Annotated in this window: 29 protein-coding genes; 10 read left to right on the forward strand and 19 right to left on the reverse strand. The window is 59.7% G+C overall.

Annotation, left to right across the window (positions count from 1 at the left end):
* Positions 1–27: 27 nt before the first annotated feature.
* Positions 28–528 (forward strand): Snf7 family protein, encoded by a 501-nt coding sequence (locus ACAM_RS06275; RefSeq protein ID WP_022541978.1) that lies wholly within the window; start codon positions 28–30, stop codon positions 526–528.
* A 164-nt stretch (positions 529–692) separates the two neighbouring features.
* The gene (gene serS / locus ACAM_RS06280) at positions 693–2,105 is read left to right on the forward strand and encodes a serine--tRNA ligase (RefSeq protein ID WP_148706453.1); all 1,413 of its coding nucleotides are present in this window, start codon (positions 693–695) and stop codon (positions 2,103–2,105) included.
* Here the strand turns inward: serS and ACAM_RS06285 are convergent.
* The 4 genes from ACAM_RS06285 to ACAM_RS06300 are packed head-to-tail and all read right to left on the reverse strand — an operon-like array spanning position 2,102 to position 3,915.
* Positions 2,102–2,425 carry a hypothetical protein gene (locus ACAM_RS06285; protein ID WP_022541980.1) on the reverse strand — a complete coding sequence of 108 codons (324 nt, stop codon included), beginning with the start codon at positions 2,423–2,425 and terminating at the stop codon, positions 2,102–2,104. The two genes, serS and ACAM_RS06285, sit on opposite strands and share 4 nt — an antisense overlap.
* Before the next feature lie 44 nt (positions 2,426–2,469).
* Positions 2,470–2,886: an iron-sulfur cluster assembly protein gene (locus tag ACAM_RS06290; protein ID WP_022541981.1), complete on the reverse strand. Its 417-nt coding sequence runs from the start codon at positions 2,884–2,886 to the stop codon at positions 2,470–2,472.
* A 38-nt stretch (positions 2,887–2,924) separates the two neighbouring features.
* Complete coding sequence (locus ACAM_RS06295; protein ID WP_022541982.1) at positions 2,925–3,143, reverse strand: hypothetical protein; 219 nt, start codon at positions 3,141–3,143, stop codon at positions 2,925–2,927.
* A complete protein-coding gene (locus ACAM_RS06300; RefSeq protein WP_022541983.1) occupies positions 3,109–3,915 on the reverse strand; it encodes a nicotinamide mononucleotide deamidase-related protein in 807 nt (268 codons plus the stop codon). The genes ACAM_RS06295 and ACAM_RS06300 overlap by 35 nt, the downstream gene beginning before the upstream one ends.
* Positions 3,916–4,154: 239 nt before the next feature.
* Between ACAM_RS06300 and ACAM_RS06305 the strand changes: the two genes are divergently transcribed.
* Both ACAM_RS06305 and ACAM_RS06310 read left to right on the forward strand, forming a co-directional pair.
* Positions 4,155–4,739, forward strand: coding sequence for a GNAT family N-acetyltransferase (locus tag ACAM_RS06305; protein ID WP_022541984.1), 585 nt, complete (start codon positions 4,155–4,157; stop codon positions 4,737–4,739).
* A gap of 94 nt (positions 4,740–4,833) precedes the next feature.
* Positions 4,834–5,070: a hypothetical protein gene (locus tag ACAM_RS06310; RefSeq protein ID WP_022541985.1), complete on the forward strand. Its 237-nt coding sequence runs from the start codon at positions 4,834–4,836 to the stop codon at positions 5,068–5,070.
* Here the strand turns inward: ACAM_RS06310 and ACAM_RS06315 are convergent.
* Entirely contained in the window at positions 5,065–5,412 is a 348-nt protein-coding gene (locus tag ACAM_RS06315) for a hypothetical protein (protein ID WP_022541986.1), read from the reverse strand. The genes ACAM_RS06310 and ACAM_RS06315 overlap by 6 nt on opposite strands.
* Before the next feature lie 46 nt (positions 5,413–5,458).
* Between ACAM_RS06315 and ACAM_RS06320 the strand changes: the two genes are divergently transcribed.
* Complete coding sequence (locus ACAM_RS06320) at positions 5,459–6,019, forward strand: nicotinamide-nucleotide adenylyltransferase (RefSeq protein WP_022541987.1); 561 nt, start codon at positions 5,459–5,461, stop codon at positions 6,017–6,019.
* Here ACAM_RS06320 and prf1 read toward each other — a convergent pair.
* The gene (gene prf1, locus ACAM_RS06325; protein WP_022541988.1) at positions 6,016–7,137 is read right to left on the reverse strand and encodes a peptide chain release factor aRF-1; all 1,122 of its coding nucleotides are present in this window, start codon (positions 7,135–7,137) and stop codon (positions 6,016–6,018) included. The genes ACAM_RS06320 and prf1 overlap by 4 nt on opposite strands.
* Before the next feature lie 131 nt (positions 7,138–7,268).
* On the opposite strand from prf1, the gene ACAM_RS06330 reads away from it, so the two are divergent.
* Entirely contained in the window at positions 7,269–7,604 is a 336-nt protein-coding gene (locus tag ACAM_RS06330) for a thioredoxin domain-containing protein (RefSeq protein WP_062662647.1), read from the forward strand.
* 5 nt (positions 7,605–7,609) lie between these two features.
* Here ACAM_RS06330 and argF read toward each other — a convergent pair whose 3' ends face one another.
* A complete protein-coding gene (argF, locus tag ACAM_RS06335) occupies positions 7,610–8,554 on the reverse strand; it encodes an ornithine carbamoyltransferase (RefSeq protein ID WP_022541990.1) in 945 nt (314 codons plus the stop codon).
* Positions 8,555–8,671: 117 nt separating this feature from the next.
* Here argF and ACAM_RS06340 point away from each other — a divergent pair, with 117 nt between their 5' ends.
* Positions 8,672–8,911 (forward strand): hypothetical protein, encoded by a 240-nt coding sequence (locus ACAM_RS06340; protein ID WP_022541991.1) that lies wholly within the window; start codon positions 8,672–8,674, stop codon positions 8,909–8,911.
* A 69-nt stretch (positions 8,912–8,980) separates the two neighbouring features.
* On the opposite strand, the gene ACAM_RS06345 is transcribed toward ACAM_RS06340, so the two are convergent.
* Positions 8,981–9,196: a hypothetical protein gene (locus tag ACAM_RS06345; protein WP_062662649.1), complete on the reverse strand. Its 216-nt coding sequence runs from the start codon at positions 9,194–9,196 to the stop codon at positions 8,981–8,983.
* Positions 9,197–9,273: 77 nt separating this feature from the next.
* Between ACAM_RS06345 and ACAM_RS06350 the strand changes: the two genes are divergently transcribed.
* Positions 9,274–9,513 carry a hypothetical protein gene (locus ACAM_RS06350; RefSeq protein ID WP_022541992.1) on the forward strand — a complete coding sequence of 80 codons (240 nt, stop codon included), beginning with the start codon at positions 9,274–9,276 and terminating at the stop codon, positions 9,511–9,513.
* Between the two features lie 269 nt (positions 9,514–9,782).
* Here the strand turns inward: ACAM_RS06350 and ACAM_RS06355 are convergent, their stop codons facing one another.
* The 9 genes from ACAM_RS06355 to ACAM_RS06395 all read right to left on the reverse strand — a co-directional run bounded on the left by ACAM_RS06355 (position 9,783) and on the right by ACAM_RS06395 (position 17,288).
* Positions 9,783–10,550 (reverse strand): hypothetical protein, encoded by a 768-nt coding sequence (locus ACAM_RS06355; RefSeq protein ID WP_022541993.1) that lies wholly within the window; start codon positions 10,548–10,550, stop codon positions 9,783–9,785.
* 165 nt (positions 10,551–10,715) lie between these two features.
* On the reverse strand, positions 10,716–11,948 hold the full coding sequence (locus tag ACAM_RS06360) for an Nre family DNA repair protein (protein ID WP_022541994.1): 1,233 nt from the start codon (positions 11,946–11,948) through the stop codon (positions 10,716–10,718).
* An 18-nt stretch (positions 11,949–11,966) separates the two neighbouring features.
* Positions 11,967–13,094, reverse strand: a complete 1,128-nt coding sequence (locus ACAM_RS06365) for a potassium channel family protein (protein ID WP_062662656.1) — start codon at positions 13,092–13,094, stop codon at positions 11,967–11,969.
* Positions 13,081–13,551 (reverse strand): RecB-family nuclease, encoded by a 471-nt coding sequence (locus ACAM_RS06370; protein ID WP_022541996.1) that lies wholly within the window; start codon positions 13,549–13,551, stop codon positions 13,081–13,083. The genes ACAM_RS06365 and ACAM_RS06370 overlap by 14 nt, the downstream gene beginning before the upstream one ends.
* A 5-nt stretch (positions 13,552–13,556) precedes the next feature.
* A complete protein-coding gene (locus tag ACAM_RS06375) occupies positions 13,557–14,540 on the reverse strand; it encodes a DNA cytosine methyltransferase (protein ID WP_022541997.1) in 984 nt (327 codons plus the stop codon).
* Entirely contained in the window at positions 14,515–15,084 is a 570-nt protein-coding gene (locus tag ACAM_RS06380; RefSeq protein ID WP_022541998.1) for a TFIIB-type zinc ribbon-containing protein, read from the reverse strand. Before ACAM_RS06380 ends, ACAM_RS06375 begins: the two co-directional genes overlap by 26 nt.
* Entirely contained in the window at positions 15,068–15,619 is a 552-nt protein-coding gene (locus ACAM_RS06385; protein WP_022541999.1) for a tRNA ribose 2'-O-methylase, read from the reverse strand. Before ACAM_RS06385 ends, ACAM_RS06380 begins: the two co-directional genes overlap by 17 nt.
* Before the next feature lie 45 nt (positions 15,620–15,664).
* On the reverse strand, positions 15,665–16,783 hold the full coding sequence (hflX, locus tag ACAM_RS06390) for a GTPase HflX (RefSeq protein ID WP_022542000.1): 1,119 nt from the start codon (positions 16,781–16,783) through the stop codon (positions 15,665–15,667).
* The gene (locus tag ACAM_RS06395) at positions 16,773–17,288 is read right to left on the reverse strand and encodes a multiprotein bridging factor aMBF1 (RefSeq protein WP_022542001.1); all 516 of its coding nucleotides are present in this window, start codon (positions 17,286–17,288) and stop codon (positions 16,773–16,775) included. Before ACAM_RS06395 ends, hflX begins: the two co-directional genes overlap by 11 nt.
* A 139-nt stretch (positions 17,289–17,427) precedes the next feature.
* Here ACAM_RS06395 and ACAM_RS06400 point away from each other — a divergent pair, with 139 nt between their 5' ends.
* Positions 17,428–18,657: a proteasome-activating nucleotidase gene (locus tag ACAM_RS06400; protein ID WP_022542002.1), complete on the forward strand. Its 1,230-nt coding sequence runs from the start codon at positions 17,428–17,430 to the stop codon at positions 18,655–18,657.
* A 77-nt stretch (positions 18,658–18,734) separates the two neighbouring features.
* On the opposite strand, the gene ACAM_RS06405 is transcribed toward ACAM_RS06400, so the two are convergent.
* Positions 18,735–19,103, reverse strand: a complete 369-nt coding sequence (locus ACAM_RS06405) for a DNA-directed RNA polymerase subunit G (protein ID WP_022542003.1) — start codon at positions 19,101–19,103, stop codon at positions 18,735–18,737.
* A 73-nt stretch (positions 19,104–19,176) separates the two neighbouring features.
* Here ACAM_RS06405 and tgtA point away from each other — a divergent pair, with 73 nt between their 5' ends.
* A complete protein-coding gene (gene tgtA / locus ACAM_RS06410) occupies positions 19,177–20,673 on the forward strand; it encodes a tRNA guanosine(15) transglycosylase TgtA (RefSeq protein ID WP_232502290.1) in 1,497 nt (498 codons plus the stop codon).
* A gap of 76 nt (positions 20,674–20,749) precedes the next feature.
* On the opposite strand, the gene ACAM_RS06415 is transcribed toward tgtA, so the two are convergent.
* A complete protein-coding gene (locus ACAM_RS06415) occupies positions 20,750–21,484 on the reverse strand; it encodes a proteasome assembly chaperone family protein (RefSeq protein ID WP_022542006.1) in 735 nt (244 codons plus the stop codon).
* Between the last annotated feature and the right edge of the window lie 9 nt (positions 21,485–21,493).

The raw sequence follows: 21,493 nt of genomic DNA on the forward strand, positions 1-21,493 counted from the left end.
AACACCACCCCCGGGGCTACCTCTACCTTGCGGTTCTGGCTTGGAAGGGGGCGCAGGAGGAGTAGTGGAAGGAGGGAAATAGTTGAGGCTCTAGCCACTGTAAGGCAGGCTAGGTTAAAGCTGAGAGTCTACAAGAGCAGGCTATACATGCTAGACAGCGAGGACGCTGGCAAGCTGGCTTCAAGGCTGGAATATATAGATTATATACTGGAGGCCATAGGGCTCAGGCTAGAGACCATACTAACACTACAACCCTCCATAGAGGCGGTTGAGGACCTCATGAAACTGCCTTACGAGCTTGTTAAACAGGCTGTGAAACAGGCGCAAGACCTCCCTCCCGACGTCACATCCCTCCTCACAACCATAGAGCAGAGCCTAGCCCAGGCAATCCCCCAAGATACGATCGTGGAGTCGAGCCTGGGTTCGGAGAAGCTCTCACCCCAGGCCAGAGAGATCCTCAGAGAGGCGGAGAAGCGGGCTGGCGACACCGCCTCAAGGAGGATGGGAGAGAGGCAGGGCTTACAGTAGCAAGGCGTCGGACTGTGGTCCACCGTTCACGAGCCCCCGCTGAGGGCCTCCCCCTGGCTAGGAGTCCTCATCCACCACCCTAGACTCTAGTGCGGCCGGAGGCTATAGAACTGCCTACGGGGTTGGGGGGGTTTCCCGTGTTCTAATAATGGTTTTAATTCCCCATGTGTAGACCCTCCTCTCGGGTGTATGGGGTGGCTGGCTGGAGTATTCTCGAGCTACTCAGGAGCAACCCTGAGGCTCTTAAGGAGCACGTCCGCAAGAGGCTTATGGACCCTGCTATAGTTGACAGGGCCTATAGCCTGGACGTTGAGTGGAGGAGGCTGCTCACAAGGGTTAACGAGGTTAGGAGGAGGCATAATGAGATAACCAGGATGATTGCGAAGGCGGGTAGCAGGGAGGAGAGGGAGAGGCTGATAGCCGAGGCTAAGAGCCTTTTGAGGGAGAGGGAGGAGCTTGAGGAGATGTTGAAAAAGGTTGAGAGGGAGAGGGAGGAGGCTCTACTGAGCCTCCCCAACATAGTGGCCCTGGACGTCCCCGTGGGCGATGAGACTGCTACGCGGCCTGTGGAGTTCTGGGGGAGGCCTAGGGTGTGGAGGGGCCATCTCGACTCTTTTAGGGAGCAGACGGAGGCCTATGGCTTCAATGTGGAATACGAGGTGATAGACTGGAGGCCGCGTGGGCATGCTGACATGATGGAGGAGGTGCTGAGGCTAGGGGACACGTTGAGGGCTGCCAAGGTGGCCGGCTCTAGGTTCTACTACCTTTTCGAGGACCTAGTGTTCCTAGACCTCGCCCTGCTGATGTATGCGATAGACTTTATGACTAGCAGAGGCTACATACTGGTTCTACCCCCCTACATGCTTAGGTATAACGTGATGAGCAGGGTCATCGACCTGGAGACGTTCAAGGACGCGATATACGAGATCGCGGGCGAGGACCTCTACCTTATAGCCACGGCTGAGCACCCCCTGGCCGCCCTATACTACAACTCAGAGATATACGATGAAGACCTCCCCCTCAAGCTTGTAGGGGTCAGCCCCTGCTTCAGGAAGGAGGCGGGCGCTGGCAACAGGGATCTGAAGGGTATATTCCGGGTGCACCAGTTCCACAAGGTAGAGCAGTTCGTCTACAGCCTCCCCGAGGAGAGTAGCAGGCTGCATGAGGAGTTGATAGGAAATGCGAAAGAAATCTTCATGGGGCTTGAGATCCCGTTCAGGATTGTCAACATAGCCTCGGGAGACCTCGGGGCCTGCGCCATAAAGAAGTACGACCTCGAAGCCTGGATGCCCGCCCAGGGTAGGTATAGGGAGATGGTTAGCGCCAGCAACTGCACAGACTGGCAGGCCTACAGGCTCGGCATCAGGCTGGTTAGGAGGAAGGGGATGGAGAGGGGTTACGTTCACACCCTCAACGCGACGGCGGTAGCCAGCACCCGCACTATAACAGCTATACTGGAGAACTTCCAGGATGAGGATGGTGTTGTCGCTATACCTAAGGTCCTGAGGCGCTACCTAGAGGTGTTTAAGAGGGCGCCCACAGACGCGATACACCCTAGGAAGAGGCCGCCCGCCTAGTCGAGGCCCAGAAGCCTCCTGATAAACCTCGCCAGGCTGAGGCCCTCGTCACTTCCAGCTATCCTACCGTAGGCTATCATCTGCAGCTCAGCCTCAGACATGGAGGCGTACTTCACTGCCGCCCTCTCCAGGTCCTCAAGCTCCTCCCTCGTCGCATAGTCTATAGGCATCCCCTGCCTCCCGGCTGACTCCCAGGCTTCAAACAGCCTCTCCAGAATAGCCGACACCTTGGGGTCGCCGTAGAATGCGGCCTTCAGCCAGGTGTTCTCGCTGTCGTCTATAAGCCTCAGTATACGCTCTTTAACGTCGCCGCCCGACACGCGGCTCTACCCCTCTCTACTGGTGTGTTTGGCGGCGTTTAACCTCAATACTGCTGCTGGGCGGCCCTCTTCCACTGCTCCACAATATCGTAGCCGTATATAGTCTTTAAGAGCTCCCTACCCTCGGGGGTGACCCTCTCCGGCGTCCACGGCGGGTCGAAGACCACCTCGACCTCGACGTCCTCAGCCTCCGGCACGGCCTCCCTTATGGCGTCCTCAACATACGCCGGGAGGGCTACGCTGACGGGGCATCCTATCGCGGTAAGGCTCATCTTAACCTTGATCCTCGGCCTCTCCCTGGGCCCCTCAACCCTCACCTCATATATGAGGCCAAGGTCATACACGTTAACCGGTATCTCAGGGTCGTAGACCTCCTTCAAGGCTTCGACGATCCTGTCGAGCAGCTCCTTAGGCCCCTCTAAAACTATCCTGGGCTGGCCGCCCCCCTCCTCTGCCGACATTTCAAACACCCATTTTAACAACTGTTAAAAAGCGGGGGTTATCCCCTTTTCCCTCCCCGAACAACCCTCCTAAACCTCGCCACCACTATAGCCAGGCTCAGGAAGGGTGCTAACGCTATCACAACAAGCCCCAGGACCATGAGCAGCAGCGACTCCCTAGAGTCAGCCACTAACACTATAGCTAGCCCCGCCACGACTATAGCCGCGGTGAGCAGGAGCTTCTCAGCAACTATCCTCCTCGGAGATAATCCCGCCAAGCTCCTCAACCCCCCTCCTAACATGTTCCAGGGCCCTCAAAGCCTCCGCCCTCGCCTCCTCCTCAGTAGCTCCCCTAGCCAGCACCCTAACCCTCACCACGGGCTCCCCAAGCTCCGACCCCTGGGGGTGGCTCTTAACATACACCATCCTGGAAACCCTCGAAGCCCGTTTTATATAGGGGGCTAGGGACGACTCGGGCACGCCCCTCACCGTTAGACCGCACTCAACCACAGCGCCGGGCGGGGCTATGCCCTCTAGAAGCGGCCTCAGAGACCTGTCAAACATCGCCTCCATCTCCCTCGGTACACCGGGGAGGGAGGCGACTAGAGTGCCCCTGGCCTCAACAACCGCGCCGGGCGCAGCGCCAACAGGGTTATCCAGAGGCTCGGCTCCCTCGGGTAGCATAGCCATCTTAACTCTATCCTCGGTAAGCCCGAGCCCCCTCCTAGAGTAGAAGCTCCGCACCATCTCCAGAGCCCTCGGATGGAGCTTGAGCCCCCGGCCCAGAGCCCTGGCCACGCCCTCGAGCGTCACGTCATCATAGGTCGGCCCCAGCCCGCCGGTTGTTATCACAACCCTCGCCCGGCCCAGAGCCCTCTCAACCTCCTCCGCTATATCCTCAACCCTATCCGGCACAGTCACAACCCTCTCCACGTCGAAGCCCAGTAGCGTTAGCCTGCTGCCCAGCCACGCGGCGTTCGTGTTCACAGTCCTCCCTATGAGAAGCTCGTTACCCACAGACACTATCCAAGCCCTAGGATACTCCCCCAAACCCTGCACCACCAAGCACTATATTAAGCATTCCACCCACAAACGTTCAAATAACGTTGGAGAGCAGCTTAACCCGTCGAAAGCTGTTCACACCTTAGAAACTCCGCTGTTAGGGCTCAGGATATGGAGGCTCCCCGCATAGGGCTATACATGCCGGGAGCCCCTGTCTCCCAAGGAGGGTCTCTAAAGCCCGGTGGCTGGAGAGTTGATGTTTGGCGTTGGAGATCGGGTGATTAGCAGTGGCCGGTGTAGAAGTGGTTGAGGATCCCGGCCTGGCCGCCGATATAGTGTCGAGGGTTATGGGCCGATATCATGGATACTACGCGAGGGCGGCTCTCGAGAGGCTGAAGGGGGCGGTGGGGCTTGTCGCTAGGCTAGGCGGCGAGGAGGCGGGGGCTGTGGTCTGCTACAGGGCTGAGGCCAGGGTTGAGCTGGGTGTCATATACTACGTAGTAGTCCTGCCGAGGGCTAGGGGGAGGGGGCTGGGCAAGCTGCTGGTGTCGTCCTGCGAGGAGAAGCTCGGCACCCCCCACTTCTACGTGGCCACCATAGAGCTGCGCAACACAGCCAGCGCTAGAATGTTCCAGAGCCTAGGCTATAGGGTTATGGCCGACTACGAGCTAGCCGACATCGTAGGGTGGGAGGCTGTGGCGGCCATCCACCACGCCACCTGCAGCTACGAGGAGGACCTCATAGCCCTCAAAGAGGGGAGGGAGTGGGTAACCCTGGAGACCCTGTCAAAAGCTGTGCCCGACGACTACAAGGACGTGTGGTGGGAGATCTGCTACAAGCCGTGGATGGAGAGGAAATACAGGCTAGCCTAGCCCAGCCATCTCCGGCTGACACCCAGGTTTAGAGGCCTATAACTCCCCAGAAGCCATGTATAACTGTGGGGTGTCCACGGGGGTCTGGCTAGGGGTGAGCGAGAAGATAGTTTATCCCCGCATATACGTCCTAAGGAGGAGGCCGAGAAGCGGCTGCGAGTATTTCGAGGTGCGGGAGAGAGGGGGAGAGTACATTGCTTTCTGCAAGGTACTGGGGAGGCCCCTCCCCTCGGTGTCGGTGGAGAAGTGTGAGAGGCACTGGGAGGACTGTCCCTTCAGGAGGATGGCTGCTAAGATGGAGGGCAGGGACTGGGGTCCAGGAGGCTTATGACCTGAACCTCCTTATGCTGACCCCCAGCTCCCTAGCCTTCTCCAGGACCTCGGAGGTTAGCTTGGGCCCGGACCCGTAGAGAACTAGAACGGGTTTAGAGTCTCCAGAGGCTGAGGCAAGCTCCTCCACCACGGATATGGGCACCCTACCACTCTTCTGATACACCTTAACGACCAGGCTCTCCCCGCGGCGCCACGCCTTGAAGTGCGCTGGGGCCTCTGCACTACCGTCCATCACGTCCACCTCATACCCCGCCATCCTATAGCTTGCGGCCACTTTACCGACTATGCCGTACCTAGCCGCCAGCTTCTTAGCCTCGAACGCCTCTCTAGCCGTAGCCAAGTCTTCCACCCCCTGAGGGTTATCGGGTTTGCGGGGTAAATAGTGTTTGTCGAGCGCCAGGCATGGGGCGTTGGAGGGTGTGGCGCTGTTGAGGGCTCTTATATTCGGGAGGTTCCAGCCCTTCCACAAGGGACACCTGTCTATAGTTAAGTGGGCCTTCGAGAGGGGTTACGAGGAGATAGTGTTCCTCGTCGGCATGGCCTCAGAGAACTACACGCCCAGGAACCCCTTCACAGCGGGGGAGAGGATTGAGATGATCAGGCTCTCATTCCTCGACGCGGGCCTCCCGCTCGAGAAGGCTATAACAGCGACAATCAGAACCCTAGAGACAAGTATAGGCAGCGTCTACTACGTCCTATCCTACGTCCCCCGGGTTGACACTATACTCACGAGGAACCCGGTTATAGCCAAGATATTCCTAGACGCGGGGGTCAACGTGGAGAGGCCGCCCCTATTCAACCGCGACGAGTGGAGGGGGGAGAAGATCAGGATGTGGATAGCAAGGGGCGACGAGAGGTGGAGGAGCACTGTAACCCCTTCTACGGCGAGGTTTATAGAGGAGATAGGCGGCGTGGAGAGGATAAGGTGGTCCCTCGCCTCCGACTAGACCGTCGATATCCTGAACCTCAGGATGCCGGCCAGGCCGCCGAAGGTCTTTAGGAACCACTCGGCCTCCGCCAGGCTCTCCGGCACCACTATGACCTGTGCCCCCGAGCTCTTAGCCTTCTCCGCCCACTCCTCCAGGTCCTCCCTAGACTCGTGTATGAGGAGCGTCTTCACCGCCCCCATCTCTAGCGCCGCCTCGACATCCTTCTCCCCATATACTATCATGCCCGTCCCCTTGGCTAGGTGCAGCTTGAACTCTTCCATAGCGTTGACAGCGTCCCTATACATCTGCGCCTCTACAACCTTCTCAGCCTTCATGACAGCCTCTTTAAGCCCCTGCAGCCCCTGGTAGGCCACGTCCACCAGCTCCGGGGCCAGTATCTTCTTGAGCCTGTAGTCCAGGTAGTTGCCCTCAACAAACTCCTGCTTAGCCAGACCCGGCCCCGCAACTATCACGCCTTTCAACACTCCCTTCTCAACCAGGGGGACTAGGAGGTTGCTGGCCTCCTCGCCAACCTTCTTGAAGAACTCGTCTACCATCTGCTCTATAATCCTCTCATACCTCCTCTGGCTCTGCCCGCCCATCTTGTGCTTGCCCGGCACGAAACCCTCCAGCTCCTTGAGGACCTCGAGCCTGGCTCCCTTCAACAGGCCTATAGTGGCCTGGTCCCTCTCCACAATTATTATGCCGACGGCGTTGTTATCCTCCACCATATCCTCGAGAAAGTCTGTTATAAACCTCTTGTCGGTCCTGTAGTAGAAGACCCTTATAGGCTCTGGGGGGCTGAACATGAAGCACTCGAACTTGCCGGTCGACATGTCCTCCCCGCAGAAGATCACCAGGCCGTTGGGCGGGGTCGAGGTCAGCATCTGCAGCCTGTCCATAGCGGCGGAGAGGGCCCTCTTAACCGCCTGCCTGGTCCTCTTCAGCTTTATGTTATCCGTTATACTATACTCCTGCCTCAGCAGCGTCATCACGTCGCTGAGAGGCCTGCCCGGCGGTATGTAGAGGCTCAGGAGCACGGTGGCGGGGGCGCTCCATTTTTTAAGCTCCCTCAACAGCCTCGCCAGCTCCCTCTTAGATATGGTGAGCCTCTCCTCAAGCCTACCCTGACTCAACCTGATACCCCTAAACCTAAAGTGTTGGCTTAGAGATTCTTAAACACCAGCGGCGCCCCAGGGTTGCATGTGTATTACAGCGGCACACCCTGCTTAACGGGGTGCAGAGTTATATATCCTCGGGGTCGGGCATGGTAGAGGCGACCATCTACGTGGGTATAGACTGGAGGGGGAGGCTGGCGGAGAGGGTTGTGAGGGAGGCCGCCGCGATACTCGCTAGGGAGTATGGAGTCCCCCTTGAGGTTAGCGTTGTGGAGATACCCTCCGACAGCCTAGAGTCCCAGTCCCGGGGGCTGCCTGTGCTGATTGTCGACGGCGTCGTCCTGGCGGAGGGCAGGGTTCCGAGTATAGAGGAGGTTGTCGACGGCGTGTTCAGGATGCTGGAGGCCGCTGGAGGGTTGGGGCCAGCCGGGTTCCCCGTGTTCGACGACGCCGTGTGGGATGTCGTCGAGGAGGCCCTAGCATAGGGCCACTAGGGTATTAGCAGGGAGAGCACAGCCTTATGGGCGTGCAGCCTGTTCTCGGCCTGGTCCCACACAACGCTCCAGGGGCCGTCTATGACCTCGTCAGTCACCTCCTGGCCCCTCTTGGCGGGGAGGCAGTGCATGAATATAGCCCCGCCGCCAGCCGCCTCCATAAGCCTCGCGTCGACCTGGTACGGCTTGAGCAGCTTAACCTTCTCCTCCGCAACGCTCTCCTGCCCCATGCTGACCCACACGTCGGTGTAGACGACGTCAGCCTCCCTGACGGCCTCGTAAGGGTCGCTCACAATCTCCACAGACCCGCCGCTCTCCCGGGCGGCCTCTAGGGCTTTGGAGAGTATCCTCTCGTCCGGCCTTATCTCGGGTGGTGTGGCTACTGATATGTGGAGCCCCAGCTTCGAGCCTGCGAGGAGGAGGCTGTGTAGCACGTTGTCAGCCCCGTCCCCGACGAACGCGAGCTTAACCCCAGCGAGCCTACCTTTCTTCTCCAGTATGGTAGCCATATCCGCTATAGCCTGGAGGGGGTGGGTGAGGTCGCTAAGCCCGTTTATAACCGGTATTGAGGCGTGCCTCGCCAGCTCCTCCAGGGTGGCATGGCTCCTAACCCTTGCAACTATCGCGTCCAGATACCTCGAGAGTACCCTGGCTGTGTCGGCTATAGTCTCCCCCCTGCCGAGCTGGGTCTCACCCGGCGTCATATAGACCGTGTGACCCCCTAGCTGGGCGACGGCCACCTCCAGGCTTATCCTTGTCCTCGTGCTCGGCTTCTCGAACAGCAGGCCGACGCTCCTCCCCCGGAGAGCTGGTATGACCCTTTCACCCGAGTAGTAGCGGCGCTTCATCTCCAGCGTCAACTCTATCATATGCATTATCTCCTCGCCAGTGTAGTCCGCCAGCCAGAGGAGGTGCCTGCCCTTAAGCCTGTGAAGGCTCAACCCTTCCACACCACAATGGCCTAAGTACCCCTCCGGAGGTTATGTTGGTGCCCCGCGGCCGGGCCGCTCTGGATAAGGGGGCCGAGCACCGCCTCTACAATACTGGGATGCGAGGGGTTGGCGCCTAGCGAGAGGGTTGTGAAGGAGAGGCTTGTCAAGAGGCTGGAGGAGTGGGGGGTCGAGCCCCGGATAGTGGCTGAGTGGCTGTGGGAGGAGTTCGGGATAAGGGTAACCCCGAGGTGGGAGAGGGTTAGGCAGGCCCTCCTCAGGAGGGACGTCTCCCCCCAGGACCTCGTCTCTCTCCTCGACGAGCTGGGGTTCGAGCTGGAGGCTGTTGAGGATGCTTGGGAGGAGTGAGTGTATACTCCTCAAATCGCTGCTAGAGATGGCCAGGCCCAGGAAGGGAGGCACCCCGACGTTCACAGCCTACCACGCCGCCAGGGCCCTCGGCCTACTCGAGGGCGAGAGGATGGGGAGGCAGAGGCTCGCTAGGCTCCTGGGCCTGGGCGAGGCCTCCACCAGGACCCTCCTGGAGATAATGTCCGAGCTGGGGCTAGTGGAGAAGGCTGGCCGGGGCTTCCAGACGACAGGCAGGGGGAGGGAGCTCGCCGCCACGCTCTCCAGAGTCTTAAAGGTCCACACAGGGACGGCGAACCCCATACCCGGGGGGGGCGGCCATAGTACTCCCGAACATAGACCCCCCCGAGGACCTGACGTCCGTGTACAAGATAAGAGACTACCTGGTGGAGGAGGGCTGCAAAGTAGCGGTGATAGGGGGCACCCAGAATGGGAGGCCCCTCTTCCCCGGGGTAGAGGGCCCGCCGGTGGCCTACATAGTAGAGGCCGTAGAGGACCTCGCCATAACAGGCAGCTCCACAATCATATTCGTCCCCCAGAACTGCCTACCCCAAGCCTACAACGCCGCCTTAAGGATAGTTGTCGAGAGGCTATGCAGGTAGCCGGTCGTGGCACACGTATTTCCCCTCTTTCACCACATAGCCACCGTTAACCCCCCGGTATACACAATTCCACGATACAATATACAACCACACCCGGCAAAGGAGTCCTCCCCAGGCGCAAGCTTATCTAGAGGTTTTCTTGTCTAGGTAATACAGATATAATGATACAAAAGGTAATACTGTAGGTTGTAATACAAACAATCACACAGCCAGAACCCCCCGGACCATAATATGGGGGGTGTAATGTAGTAGGTACTGGTGTCTAGGGGCTAGGCTTCGAGGCCGGCGCTGCACGCCTCCACCACGTCCTTTGTTTTCTTGGACATGCCGACCCTCATGCCCAGGCGGGGGTCTCGGTATATGTATATGAAGCCCTTGGTCTGCAGGCTCCTCAGGTTCTTCACCAGCCATTGGAAGTCGGCCTGCATTCCCTCTTGCAGCTGGTCTAGGTAAATGTATGTTGTTCCCCATTTTGCGTAGTGGTCTAGGAGGAACCTCATTATCTCGGCCTCTTCTTCGTCTATCTCCTCGCTTATCACGTCGAAGGCGCAGGAGGCTGCGAGACCCCTGTTTTGCTGTTTATTGCCTGGTTTACCTTTTAACCCGGCAATGAATGGCAAGGGAGGGCCAGCCTGCCTCCGCGGCGGGGCTTCTCTCTTGCTGTTTATTGCCCTCTTATCAGGTAAACTGTTTAGTATACGCTGCGCCACGGCGGCGAACTCGTTAAACCTGTCCCTACTCTCCCTGTCGAGGACCTCCCGGGCATACTCCTCGCCAAGGGTGGTGAGGTACCAGAGGCCGGACTCGTACTCTACATAGCCCCTCGTCTTCCAGTAGCTGAGGTAGCTGGATATGTAGCGGGTGCTGTAGCCGAGTATACCCGCTATCTCGGCGGCCCTCATAGGCTTGGCCAGGAGCATGACTAAAATTGCGTCGACAAGCCTGCTCCTAGGCCCCCTCCTACCACGGGCTTTAGCCCTAGCCTCCTCATGCTGCTCCAGATACTCTCTAACAGCCTTCCAGATGTCGTCAGACACTACCAACCCCACAGTAATAATGTGCTCCTAACAGGGTGTGGATTGTGAGGGGTGGTAGTACCGGGGCCTCCGGCCGTGTAAACCGGGGGGTTAACACGTTTAGGACACTGAGGGAAACATAAAACCCGCAACCCGCCGTGTCCGGGGCTGTTGAGTGGGGATAGGCTAGGCCATGTAGTCCTCCAAGGTTCTCCTGGGTTTCATGAGGTGCGAGAGCTTCTTAGCGAGGCTCCACTCGCCTATTAGCCTCGCGGCTAGGGCGTCGAGCTCGCCTGGCTGGGGGTTTCTGGCGAGCGGTTTTTGGGATAGCGCGTGTTTGACCGTCTCCCTTATATGCCAGTTGCCCACGGGGGCGTAGTACTGTGGGAGGACCTCCCTCACTATTATCACGTCAGCCCTCCTGCCCCGGGAGTATAGGTGCTCTAGCACCGGCAGCTTGGCGGCGCTGAAGCCCCCGTCCTCCATGCTCTTCCTGCCCAGGGGGTCCTCGCGCACCACTGAGGCTATGGGCACGCCTGCGCCGGGGGTCCAGACGGTGTGTGGATGCCATATCTCTATCCACTCCATCCAGCCGGGCCCCGGTTTTAGTATTACTAGGAACCTGTTGTGGAGGTACTCGGAGTAGTAGACCTCCACCCCACCTATCTCGGGGGCGTGTTTGAGGAGCCTCCTAAGCCTCCTGGACAGCATCTCGTCCACAGCTGTTATGGCCCACCTCGTGGGGACTAGCCTCCTAGCCTTCAGCCTGCCTAGGAACCCTATCGAGAGGGCTCTCTGTATCGTGTAGACGTTAACCCCCCGGTTATACAGCTCCCAGGCGAGGACCTCGGCCTTCTCATCCTCCCATATAGCCCTCTCCAGGGGCTTCTCTAGCCTAGGGTTCCCCTCCACCTCGACCCTGCGCGCGGGGGCTGTGGGGCCCACGGGCTTGGTGTAGCCGTCGAAGGAGACCCTGGGCACGGGTCGGCGGGCTAGCTCTAGGAGGCTGTCGACAGGCCTGGTGGAGAGGGCTGCGGGGCCTATCTCCCTCTCGTACAGGAGTTCGTGGGGCCTCCGGGCGTCGGCCTTTAAGACGCCGGCGACAAGCTCGCTCCTGAGCCTGACTATAGCCCCTATGGGGGTGCGGGAGGTCCTCCAGCCCGCCGGGTCCTCGTACCTCCTGGCCTCGAGGCCTGTGACGCCCGGGGGGAGCATGTAGTAGAGTCTAACGCCGGGGTAGCCCCTCTCCCCCACGAGTATGGAGGGGGGTGTGGAGCCGTGGAGCTCCTGTGACCAGCCAGCCCTCTCAAGGCTCCTGGCCTGGCTCCTCAGCCTGTCTAGTATGGGGCAGGAGGGTAGGCCGCATAGGAGCCTGTACCCCTTGCACCTCGTACACAGCTCGGGAGGTATCCTGGGCAACTATGGGCGCCCCTTGGACTACTGGTTCTTAACCACGAATCCTCTAGACTCAACCAGCTCCTTAAGGGTGGCGGCCTGGCCGGCGTAGATCTTTGCTAGAACGGTGTCGCCCCGCCCTATCTCCGGGTCCTCTAGGAAGGGTATGATCCACTTGCCGCCGACCTTGGCAGCAACAATAACAAGACCCTCCTCGTCGAGGCCAAGCTCCGAGAGCCTCCTCCTCTCCCCCCTGTACTCGAGCGCCAGGTACGACTCCCACGGGTCCTCTATCGTCCTCTCCAGCACCCTGCTCGGGAGCTCGGTCTCAACTAGCCCTGCGGCCCGGGCAGCCGCGTCGGAGAAGTCCTCCAGGCTCCTGAGGAAGAGTATGAGGGTCAGCGTCTGGGGGCCAGTGAGCACCTGGGACACTATATCCTCCATGAGGCTTATTATATCGTTGTCGAGCATCTCCTCCATATCAAGAACAGTCCGGGCTAGCCCTGCATCACCCACCAGCAGGCTGTAGAGGGAGGCGTCGAACCCCGCCCTCGCGAGGACCTTGGCCCTAGCCACCCCCCGGGCGGTGTCGTCGGCCATTAGCGTCTCCAGGTCGGCCGGGGGGCTGGGGGGCCTGGCGCCTATAGCCTCGGCAGTCTCGAGCAGCGCCTCCAGGCTCCCCCTCACTATAAGGACGTCCCCCTCCCTTATGGAGAAACCCTCGGGGCTCAGCACAGCCCTGCCACCCCTCCTCAGTATAAGGACGTCGACCATGTCCAGCCTCTCCAGCGGCCTCCCCGCCTTCAGGGCCGCCACGACCTCGCCGCAGCATATGGCGGCGGCCGTTATGTACTTGTGGGGAGGGTAGCCCCTGAGGACGAGCTGCGCTAGGTCGCCTGCTGCGTCGCTAGCCCTGTCGAACGCGGCAGCCAGCTCCACTATACCCTTAGCAAGCCCCGTGTGGCCGGGCCCCCTCACAGCTAGGCTGAGCAGGCCGACAGCCTCCCTTATAATCTCGTCCACATCGTCCTCAAGCATCAAGGTCTCCAGGGCGGCTAGGCGGTCTCCGAAGGCGACGCTGTATATGGAGAGGTCTATCATTATGCTTGTTAGACGCCTGGCCTCGCTCAGGAGCCCTACTATACCCCCCTTAAGCCTATCCTCTCCCATCACCGCCTCCCCGGAGGAGGAAGTAGAGGATGAGGGCCGCCTCCGCTATGGGGCCGACCTTACCCTCAACACCCTCTATATAAACCCTCACGGCCCCCGCGGCCTCGCTGGGGTCGAACTCCGGCTCCCCACCGCTGAATACCACAAGCACCCTCCCCTCCAGCCCCTCGAGCCCCCGGGGGCCCACCATCCTATCGGCCCTCGAGGGCGTCACCGCCAGGACCTGGCTGGGGGACAGGAGGTTGACGGCGTCCCGCAGCTCCGGCAGGACGACGAGGCTCTTGCCCAGCTTCAGAGCCAGCCTCATAGCCTCTGGGACGCCGGACTGGGCCGCCCCTCCGTAGGCCTTAGTGACCACCAGGGTGTCGAGGCCGAGGCTGTAGGATAGCCTGGCCATATCCACAACCCTCTGGACGCTGGAGACGTTGTGGAGCACCGGTATAACTTCCAGGCGCAACCCTACTACACACCCCTCCCCTCTTCGAGTAGGGCTGCGAGGTATTCAGCTATAGCCCTCGCCAGGGGTGGGGGGACAGCCTCACCCACCATATTATACTGGGCGTCCCTGCTGCCCAGGAATATGTGGTAGTCCGGGAACCCCATCAGCCTCGCCTGCTCCCTCACAGTCAGGAGCCTGTCCTGCCAGGGGTGTATGAACCTCCGAGACCCCATTACCGTGGGGGCGGGGGCGCTGGGGTCGAGCCTTATGAAGTTGGGTATCCTCCTTCCCCCGGCCCCCTGGAACTCTATGAGCCCCTCCCCCGCCCTGAGCCTGGAGGCCCTCCTCATCTTCCTGGCTGGGAGGCTGGGGGGCGCCTCGTGGTTCGGCGGCCACGCCGCCCCGGGGTCTGGGAGGTCCCTGAGGACCTCGCCAACGCTGGGCCCCCTCCTCCGCGGGGGGTTCAGCCTTGCGTTGGAGACGAAGACCCTGAGCCTCCTGCTTGGAGTCCCATGCTCCTCGGCCCTCAGAAGGTTGAAGTACACCCTCCTATAGCCAGCCCTCGACAGCTCTATCCTCACAGCCCTCTCTATCTCCGGGTGGGCTACGCCTGGAACATTCTCTATGACGAAGAACCTGGGCTTCAGCAGGCCTATGAGCCTTATCGCGTGTAGGAAGAGCTGTCCGGCAGGGTCTCTGTAGAGCCTGTCGAGCGGCCTCTCCATCCTCCTGGGGTTGGCCCCCGTGAAGGGCTCGCACGGGGGGCTGGCTATGACGACGTCAACCTCCCCCGGCCTCAGGCCAGAGACACCGGCTATCTCGTCCAAACCCACCTCCTTCACGTCGTCGGCTATGAATGCCGTGTGGGGGAAGTTTGCCTTGTAAGTCCTGGCCGCGGGTGGGTAGTTGTCTATAGCCACCCTTACCCTGAAGCCAGCCTCCTCGAAGCCCCTGGAGAAGCCTCCCCCGCCGGCGAAGATGTCAGCCGCGGTAAATCCTCGACTCATCCCTTGCTATCTCCTCCCTCAGATCGTCTATCGTGCGCCTGAGCCTCTCCAGCCCCTCACTGCTGTCAGCCTCCTCCAGGACCTCGCCGCATCTGGGGCAGGTGAAGTCTATGGTGAAGGCCTCGTCGAAGCTGTACTTGGAGCCGCATCTGGGGCAGGTGTAGTAGGAGTTGCCGCTGTCGTGCGCCTCCTTAATCACGAGCTTCTCGAGAACCTTCTTCTTCAGGGTTAGGAGGGACACGTTTATAGTGTCGCTGTCTATCCTCCAGAAATAGCGTGTCGCCTCCTTCCTCGGGTGCCTCCCCTTCCTACTCACTATAATCCTCTTATCACCCAGAAGCCTGAGTATCCTCCTTATGTCGCTCTGCTTGTAGCCTGTGAGGCTCTCCAGGTCGTCGTCGCTTATCCCACCGTTTGGGGTCTCCTCGTATATCAAGTGGAATATGTGGGCCGCCATCTCAGGCTTTATCCCGTTCGCCTGGGCCAGCTTCCTAACGTATATCTCCAGGCTCTTGACAGCCCTGTTCCTACCCTTTCCTTTCAACCCTCTTACCCCTCGGGCTCTCCATAACCCTTAAAAACCCTCCACTATAATCTATAAACCTCCACTCACCCCTAAATAACCTGTCCAGGAATATGGCCAGCGCCGCCACCTCGCTGTGAGGCTGCGTCCCCACGGAGACATTCCAGTCTGCCTCATCGTAGTAGAACCTCTCAACCTTCTCAGCACCTACAACAACGAGCTTCCTCCTGGGGCTAGCGGCGATAGCAGGGACAGCATCGTCAACGTTAACCCCGTACATGGTGAGGTGCACAACCTCACCCCCACCCTCCCTCCACATCCTCACGTACCGCCTCCCCGAGACGCCGCACTCAACCGTGAAGGGGCCGCCCCACCTCGCCACAACCCCCTTAACACTCTCCACCACCCCCTCGTCGCACACGCCCTCGAGGACGAAGCCGGTGGCCCCGAAGGCCCTGGCGACTAGGGCCACGTGGGTTGTCACCCTCTTATCCCTCTCCCGCCTGTGGCCCAGCCTCAGAACGTAGACGTCACCGTATGGCCCGCCGGGCTTCAAACCGCGAATCACCCCCCGGGTTGTTAGGAGGGTTTGAGGGCTGTGCTAGTCTCTGAGCCCCGGTTCGGGGAGGTTCTCTAGCCTCCTCCCGTTGACTATTGTTGAGATGCTCCTCACAAGCCTGTCTACCCCCCAGCCGGTCTTGGCTGATATAGGTATAACGGGGGGTTTGTGGGGGAGTATGCTGGCCTCCCTCTCTATAAATGCGAGTCTCTCGCCGAGATCAGGGGGCTGCAGGGCGTCGACCTTGTTCGCCGCTATTATCATTGGTGCTGAGAGGGCTCCTATGCGGGCCAGGGTGTCTATGCCAGCGTGCAGCTTCTCCTCTATATCGCTTAGGGGCTCCGCGGCGTCTATCACGAAGATTATGGCGTCGGAGTGTTTAACCTCCGCCAGCGTCGCGTGGAACGCCTCCACTATCTCGGGCGGCACGTCGCGTATGAAGCCTACAGTGTCAGCCGCTAGAACCCCCTCCACACCCCCCCATGTTATCCTGCTGTGCTTGGGCTGGAGAGTTGTGAAGTACTCTGGCCCCACAGGCTTGTCCTCCCCCGTCAGGAGGTTGAAGAGGCTGGTCTTGCCTGCGGAGGCGTAGCCTACTATGCTGACCTGCCGGAGGCCGCTTCTAGCCCGGGTGGAGAGCCTGCGCTCCCTGGTGCTCCTTATCTTCTCCAGCTCCCTCCTTATCTTGACCAGCCTCCTCCTAAGGTGCCTGAGGTACTGGTCGGCCGCGTACATGCCCGGGCCCAGGAAGCCGGGGTACTCGCCCATCTTGCTCCGCCTCACGAACTCCCTGGCGAGGGGTATCTCGTGCTTTATCCTAGCCGCCTCTATCTGGAGCAACGCCTCCCTGGAGGAGGCGTGTAGCGCGAATATTTCCAGTATGAGTAGGACCCTGTCGACGATATTCAGGCCCGTCTCCTTCATTACGGTGAACTTGGAGGATGGCTGGAGGTCGCCGTAGTATATGAGGGCCTCGGCACCCGAGGACCTCGCCTCCTCCTTTATAACGTCTAGGAGCCCAGTCTTGATTATCCTGGGGTGCCTGTTTCTCCAGAGCCTGGCGACTTCGTAGCCCGCAGTCTCGGCAAGGGCCAGGGCCTCGTCTAGATGCCTCTCCAGAAGCTTGGGTATAACCATTAGAGCCTTCCTTCTACTCTTCATCCCTGTCTACCACCACTATATCCCCCAGCGTTATATAGTCTCTCCCATACTCCTCGTCGTAGTATGCCTCCTCGTCAACCACAGGCTCGAGAAGCTTGACACCCAGCATCTTCTCCATCCTCCTGGCTAGATCTAGGCTCGGCTTCAGCTTGCCAGACTCTATCCTCCTGAGCATAGTCTCGCTTATCCTGAGCTTCTGAGCCAGAACAGCCGTGCTCCATCCCCTCGCCTCCCTCGCCTCCCTAATCCTCTCCGGATAATCCTCCACCAGGTCGTACATGTCAATCGGGACCCTCCGGTGCCTCCGAACGCCTCCAGAGCCCCCTCTACCCCCGCCCCGCCTGCCGGGCTTCGCCTCCTTCAACAGCTGGGCCCTGCCGCTCCTGGCTAGCTTCATGTAGCAGCTTAGGCACAGGTCCATCTCAACCCCTTCAACGCTAACTCTATAGGGCCTACCCCTTATCTCAGCACCGCACAGCTCGCAGTAGGCGCTGGCCTGCTTCAAACCGCTGGAGCACCTATAGTAATACTAAGGCGCCGTCTGGACCTAAATACCCAAGTGCAGGCGGCGTCTTAAACTTTTTGATATAGGCCCTCACGCCTTTTAAACACCGTTAGCTTTAAATTGGTTTACGGGGGATTAGATGACTTTAAGCAGCGCAGGGAGTAGCAGGAGCCATAAACATAACGGGGGGCACGGCGAGAGGGATGTTGAGATAAGGATACTCAAGGATAAGGTGCGCAGCCTGACTAAGGAGAAGATAAGCCTCCAGAAGGAGCTAGAGTATTATAAGAACGAGATAACCAAGCTCCTCTCGCCGCCCTACATAGAGGCGGTCGTCCTTGAGGTCATAGACGATAACAGGGTGGTGGTGAAGAGCAGCACGGGCCCCAACCTTATAGTTAACGTTGCAGCCGGCGTGGACACCCGGTCCCTCAAGCCCGGGTCTATAGTAGCCCTCAACAACAGGGGGTCGACCATCGTCGACGTGCTGCCGGGGAGGTATGATCCGCTGGTTAAGGCTATGGAGGTTGAGGAGAGGCCGAAGGTGTTCTTCAAGGACGTCGGGGGGCTGGAGGAGCAGATAAGGGAGATATACGAGGCTGTTGTTCTCCCCATAAAGAGCCCTGAACTCTTTAGGGAACTCGGGATAGACCCTCCCAAGGGGGTTCTACTCCACGGCCCCCCGGGGACGGGGAAGACTCTGCTGGCTAAGGCTGTGGCGGGGGAGACGGAGGCAACTTTCATTAGGGTTGTTGGTAGCGAGCTTGTCAACAAGTTTATCGGGGAGGGGGCGAGGCTCGTGAGGGAGATATTCAGGCTGGCCAGGGAGAAGGCCCCCTCAATACTGTTCATCGACGAGATAGATGCCATCGCATCCCGCAGAGTCGACATAGGGACTAGCGGGGATAGGGAGGTGCAGAGGACCATGCTCCAGCTGCTGGCCGAGCTAGACGGCTTCAACCCCCTGGACAACGTCAAGATCATAGCCGCGACAAACAGGCTAGACCTCATAGACCCGGCCGTCCTAAGGCCCGGCAGGTTCGATAGGATAATAGAAGTCCCCCTACCAAGCCTTAAGGGGAGGCTTGAGATACTTAGCATCCACACTAGGAGGGCGAAGCTAGCCCCAGACGTCAACCTGGAGGCCATAGCAAGGCTTACCGAGGGCTTCAGCGGCGCCGACCTCAAGGCGGTCGTGGTAGAGGCGGGCTACAACGCTATAAGACGGGGATCAAGGGTCATAACCATGGACGATATGGTCAGGGCGGTGGAGAAGGTTAAGGCGGCGCTGGAGAAGAGGGGCGGTGGAGACCCCTTCATGAGAGCCCCGCAGAGCAGCGGGGACGACACCATAGCCACCGTTATATAGCCTCCTATCCCGACCCCCACGAGCCGCCGGGGGGGCGCGCTCTACTGGCGCGCTACTCCCGGGTTTCCATGGTTCGCTTAGGCGGTCTTCTTCCTAGCCCTCCTCTTCTGCTCCCTCTTGTAAATGCATATATAATACTTCTTCTCTGCCTGGAGATCTATAGGCGGCTCGAAGACAAATATTATGCCCCACACCGACAGTATGTCAACACCATCCTTCTCCGAGGGCACCTTGTAGCCGTGGCCGCAGAAGACGTATTTGTCAAGGCTCGAGGGCTTCTCCTCTCGAACCTCGATAACGATCCTATCCCCCTTGGAGAGTGGTATGAGGTCCTCTATCACGTCAAACTTTACAGTGGCCTTTCTCGACTTAGCCGTCGCTATCAGCTGTCCCTGCAGCCTCCCGGGCTCTATCTCCTCGATCTTGAGATCCAGCTTGGCAGCCAAAAGCCGTCCACCCTCAAACCGGGGCTTGGATTCCGGGGCTATTAACGTTGGCCGCCTTGCTGGATGAATGGGTGTGGCCCTGGCGGTGTTTGAGATTAGGGATGTGGATTTGGCTGGCAGGATAGGCAGGATCTACACGGCCCACGGTGCCGTAGAGACTCCAGCCTTCTTCCCGGTGATAGACGTTTATAGGCAGGAGGTTAGTGTGGAGGAGGTTAGGGCCGCCGGGTTCGGCCAGGTTATAACCAACGCCTACCTCCTGTGGAAGCGCTTCGGCCGGGAGGCGGCCGAGAAGGGTGTCCACGGCATCCTGGGCTTCCAGGGTGTTGTAATGACGGACTCCGGGGCCTACCAGATACTCGAGTACGGCGGGGTCGAGCTGAGCCAGGAGGAGGCTATAGAGTATCAGAAGAGGCTGGGGAGCGACATAGCTGTGATACTCGATATACCCACGGGGGATGTTGGGAGGAGGGAGGCTGAGGAGAGTGTTAGGGAGACTATAAGGAGGGCCGTGGAGGCTCGGGGCATGATAGAGGGTGACGAGAGGATATGGGTCTACCCGGTCCAGGGGGGCCGGTATTTCGACCTGGTGGAGGAGAGCGCCAGGGTGGGGAGCAGGCTGGGCTATTACAGGATGTACGGCATAGGGAGCCCCACAGTATTCCTAGAGCGCTATATGTACCACGTGGTTGTCGAGGCTGTGTACCGGGCTAAGAAACACCTACCCTGGGGCAGGCCCGTCCACCTGTTCGGCGCGGGCCACCCCCTGGTATTACCCTACGCTGTAGCCCTTGGTGTCGACACTTTCGACTCCGCCTCCTACATACTCTACGCTAGGGAGGGCCGCTACATAACCGAGCATGGGGTGTACAGGATTGAGGACCTCGACTACCTACCCTGCTCATGCCCCGTCTGCAGCAGGTACACACCCCAGGAGCTCAGGGAGATGGATAGGGGGGAGAGGACGAGGCTCCTGGCGCTCCACAACCTCTACGTGATAGCGGCGTCGCTGAGGAGGGTGAAGCAGGCTATACGCGAGGGGAGGCTCTGGGAGCTGCTTGAGGAGACCTCCAGGAAACACCCCTCCACGGCGAGGGTTATGGCTAGGATGGGCAGGTATGTGGACATGCTGGAGAGAGGGTCGGCGAGGGGTAGGGGTGTTGTGAGGGGTGTTAGGGCGTACGGGGTTGAGAGCCTAAGCAACCCACGGCTCAGGAGGTTCTATGGGGATGCGGCGAGGCTGGTTGAGGCGGTAGCCGAGAGGTGGGGTGGCGGGAGGGCTGTTTTGAAGCCTCTGGACCCGAAGCCCGAGCCTGGGGAGTGCGAGTCTATGGTGGGCGGGGAGGAGTGGATTCTTTTTTACCAGCCGTTCCTGGGCGTGATTCCTGTGGAGGCCTGCGGCGCCTACCCCTCCCTCCAGATGGACTACCCGCAGGAGGGGCTGCCGGAGGAGGTCATAGAAGACCTAGCCTCTAAGATAGTCTCCACGGTGTCGACGCTAAGGGCCAGGGGGTTCCAGGTTAGGCTGGAGTACTGCGGCAGGGTTGAGTGGCAGGCCCGGACTGTTTAGGCGCTTAGGTCTTTGGCGGGAGTGGATCTGGAGGTCGATGAGGCCTGCGCTAGCCCATAGCACGCCTAACGCCCGACTACATGTATATACCGCCGCTCTCCCTCTCCTCCTCACCCTCTATCATACGGCTGAGCGTCTCCAATATCTCACGCTGCATGGAGGCCATCTTCTCTATCTCGTCCGTGGGTATCTCAACCCCTATTATACTGCCGCCTATAACCTTCAAACCCCTTATTGCTGCCTCGTAGTCGACTCTCTCCGCCACGCTGTAGGGGAGCACCATGGCGGCGGGGACGCCTAGATAGTCTAGGTACATGTAGAGTAGGGCTAGGGGGCCCACCACGCCAAGCCCCGCCTCCATAGTTGGGGCCTCGAGCTGGGGCCCCTTGTAGTGCCTGTTGGCCAGCCACCTGTACCCGTGCTTCTCCTCGCGCGGCATGAACTCCATGTTAAGCCCTCCCACGAGTATAACCTTCCCAACACCCATCTCCCTCAGCCAGAGGGCCAGCGTGTAGAGGTACTCGTCCTGGACCTCCCTCTCGGGGTTGGCCCTGTGGACGATGGTTAGCACCCTCTTGTCCCGCGAGTAGTAGATGTCGAACGGGTATCCCGGGCCGTCGTCCTCAACTATGACTACCGGGGGCATGACCGGGGAGAGTATATAGCCCCTCTTGCTGGAGCCCAGGGAGAGGGCTAGGTGCTTGGAGACGAGGTAGCCCACCAGGCCGAAGCCGCGGAAGCCCGTTACGGCAGTGGCGCCCTCAAGCTCGTCCTTGGACAGGTCGCTGACAACCTTAATCTCCTCAACCAAACCCTAGAA

It is taken from the genome of Aeropyrum camini SY1 = JCM 12091 (assembly GCF_000591035.1).
GTDB lineage: Archaea > Thermoproteota > Thermoprotei_A > Sulfolobales > Acidilobaceae > Aeropyrum > Aeropyrum camini.

Coding starts and splice junctions, on each gene's coding strand:
- serS (WP_148706453.1), top strand. CDS start 693: ATGTGTAGACCCTCCTCTCGGGTGTATGGGGTGGCTGGCTGGAGTATT.
- ACAM_RS06290 (WP_022541981.1), bottom strand. CDS start 2,886: ATGTCGGCAGAGGAGGGGGGCGGCCAGCCCAGGATAGTTTTAGAGGGG.
- ACAM_RS06330 (WP_062662647.1), top strand. CDS start 7,269: ATGGTAGAGGCGACCATCTACGTGGGTATAGACTGGAGGGGGAGGCTG.
- ACAM_RS06365 (WP_062662656.1), bottom strand. CDS start 13,094: ATGGGAGAGGATAGGCTTAAGGGGGGTATAGTAGGGCTCCTGAGCGAG.
- ACAM_RS06375 (WP_022541997.1), bottom strand. CDS start 14,540: ATGAGTCGAGGATTTACCGCGGCTGACATCTTCGCCGGCGGGGGAGGC.
- hflX (WP_022542000.1), bottom strand. CDS start 16,783: ATGAAGAGTAGAAGGAAGGCTCTAATGGTTATACCCAAGCTTCTGGAG.
- ACAM_RS06400 (WP_022542002.1), top strand. CDS start 17,428: ATGACTTTAAGCAGCGCAGGGAGTAGCAGGAGCCATAAACATAACGGG.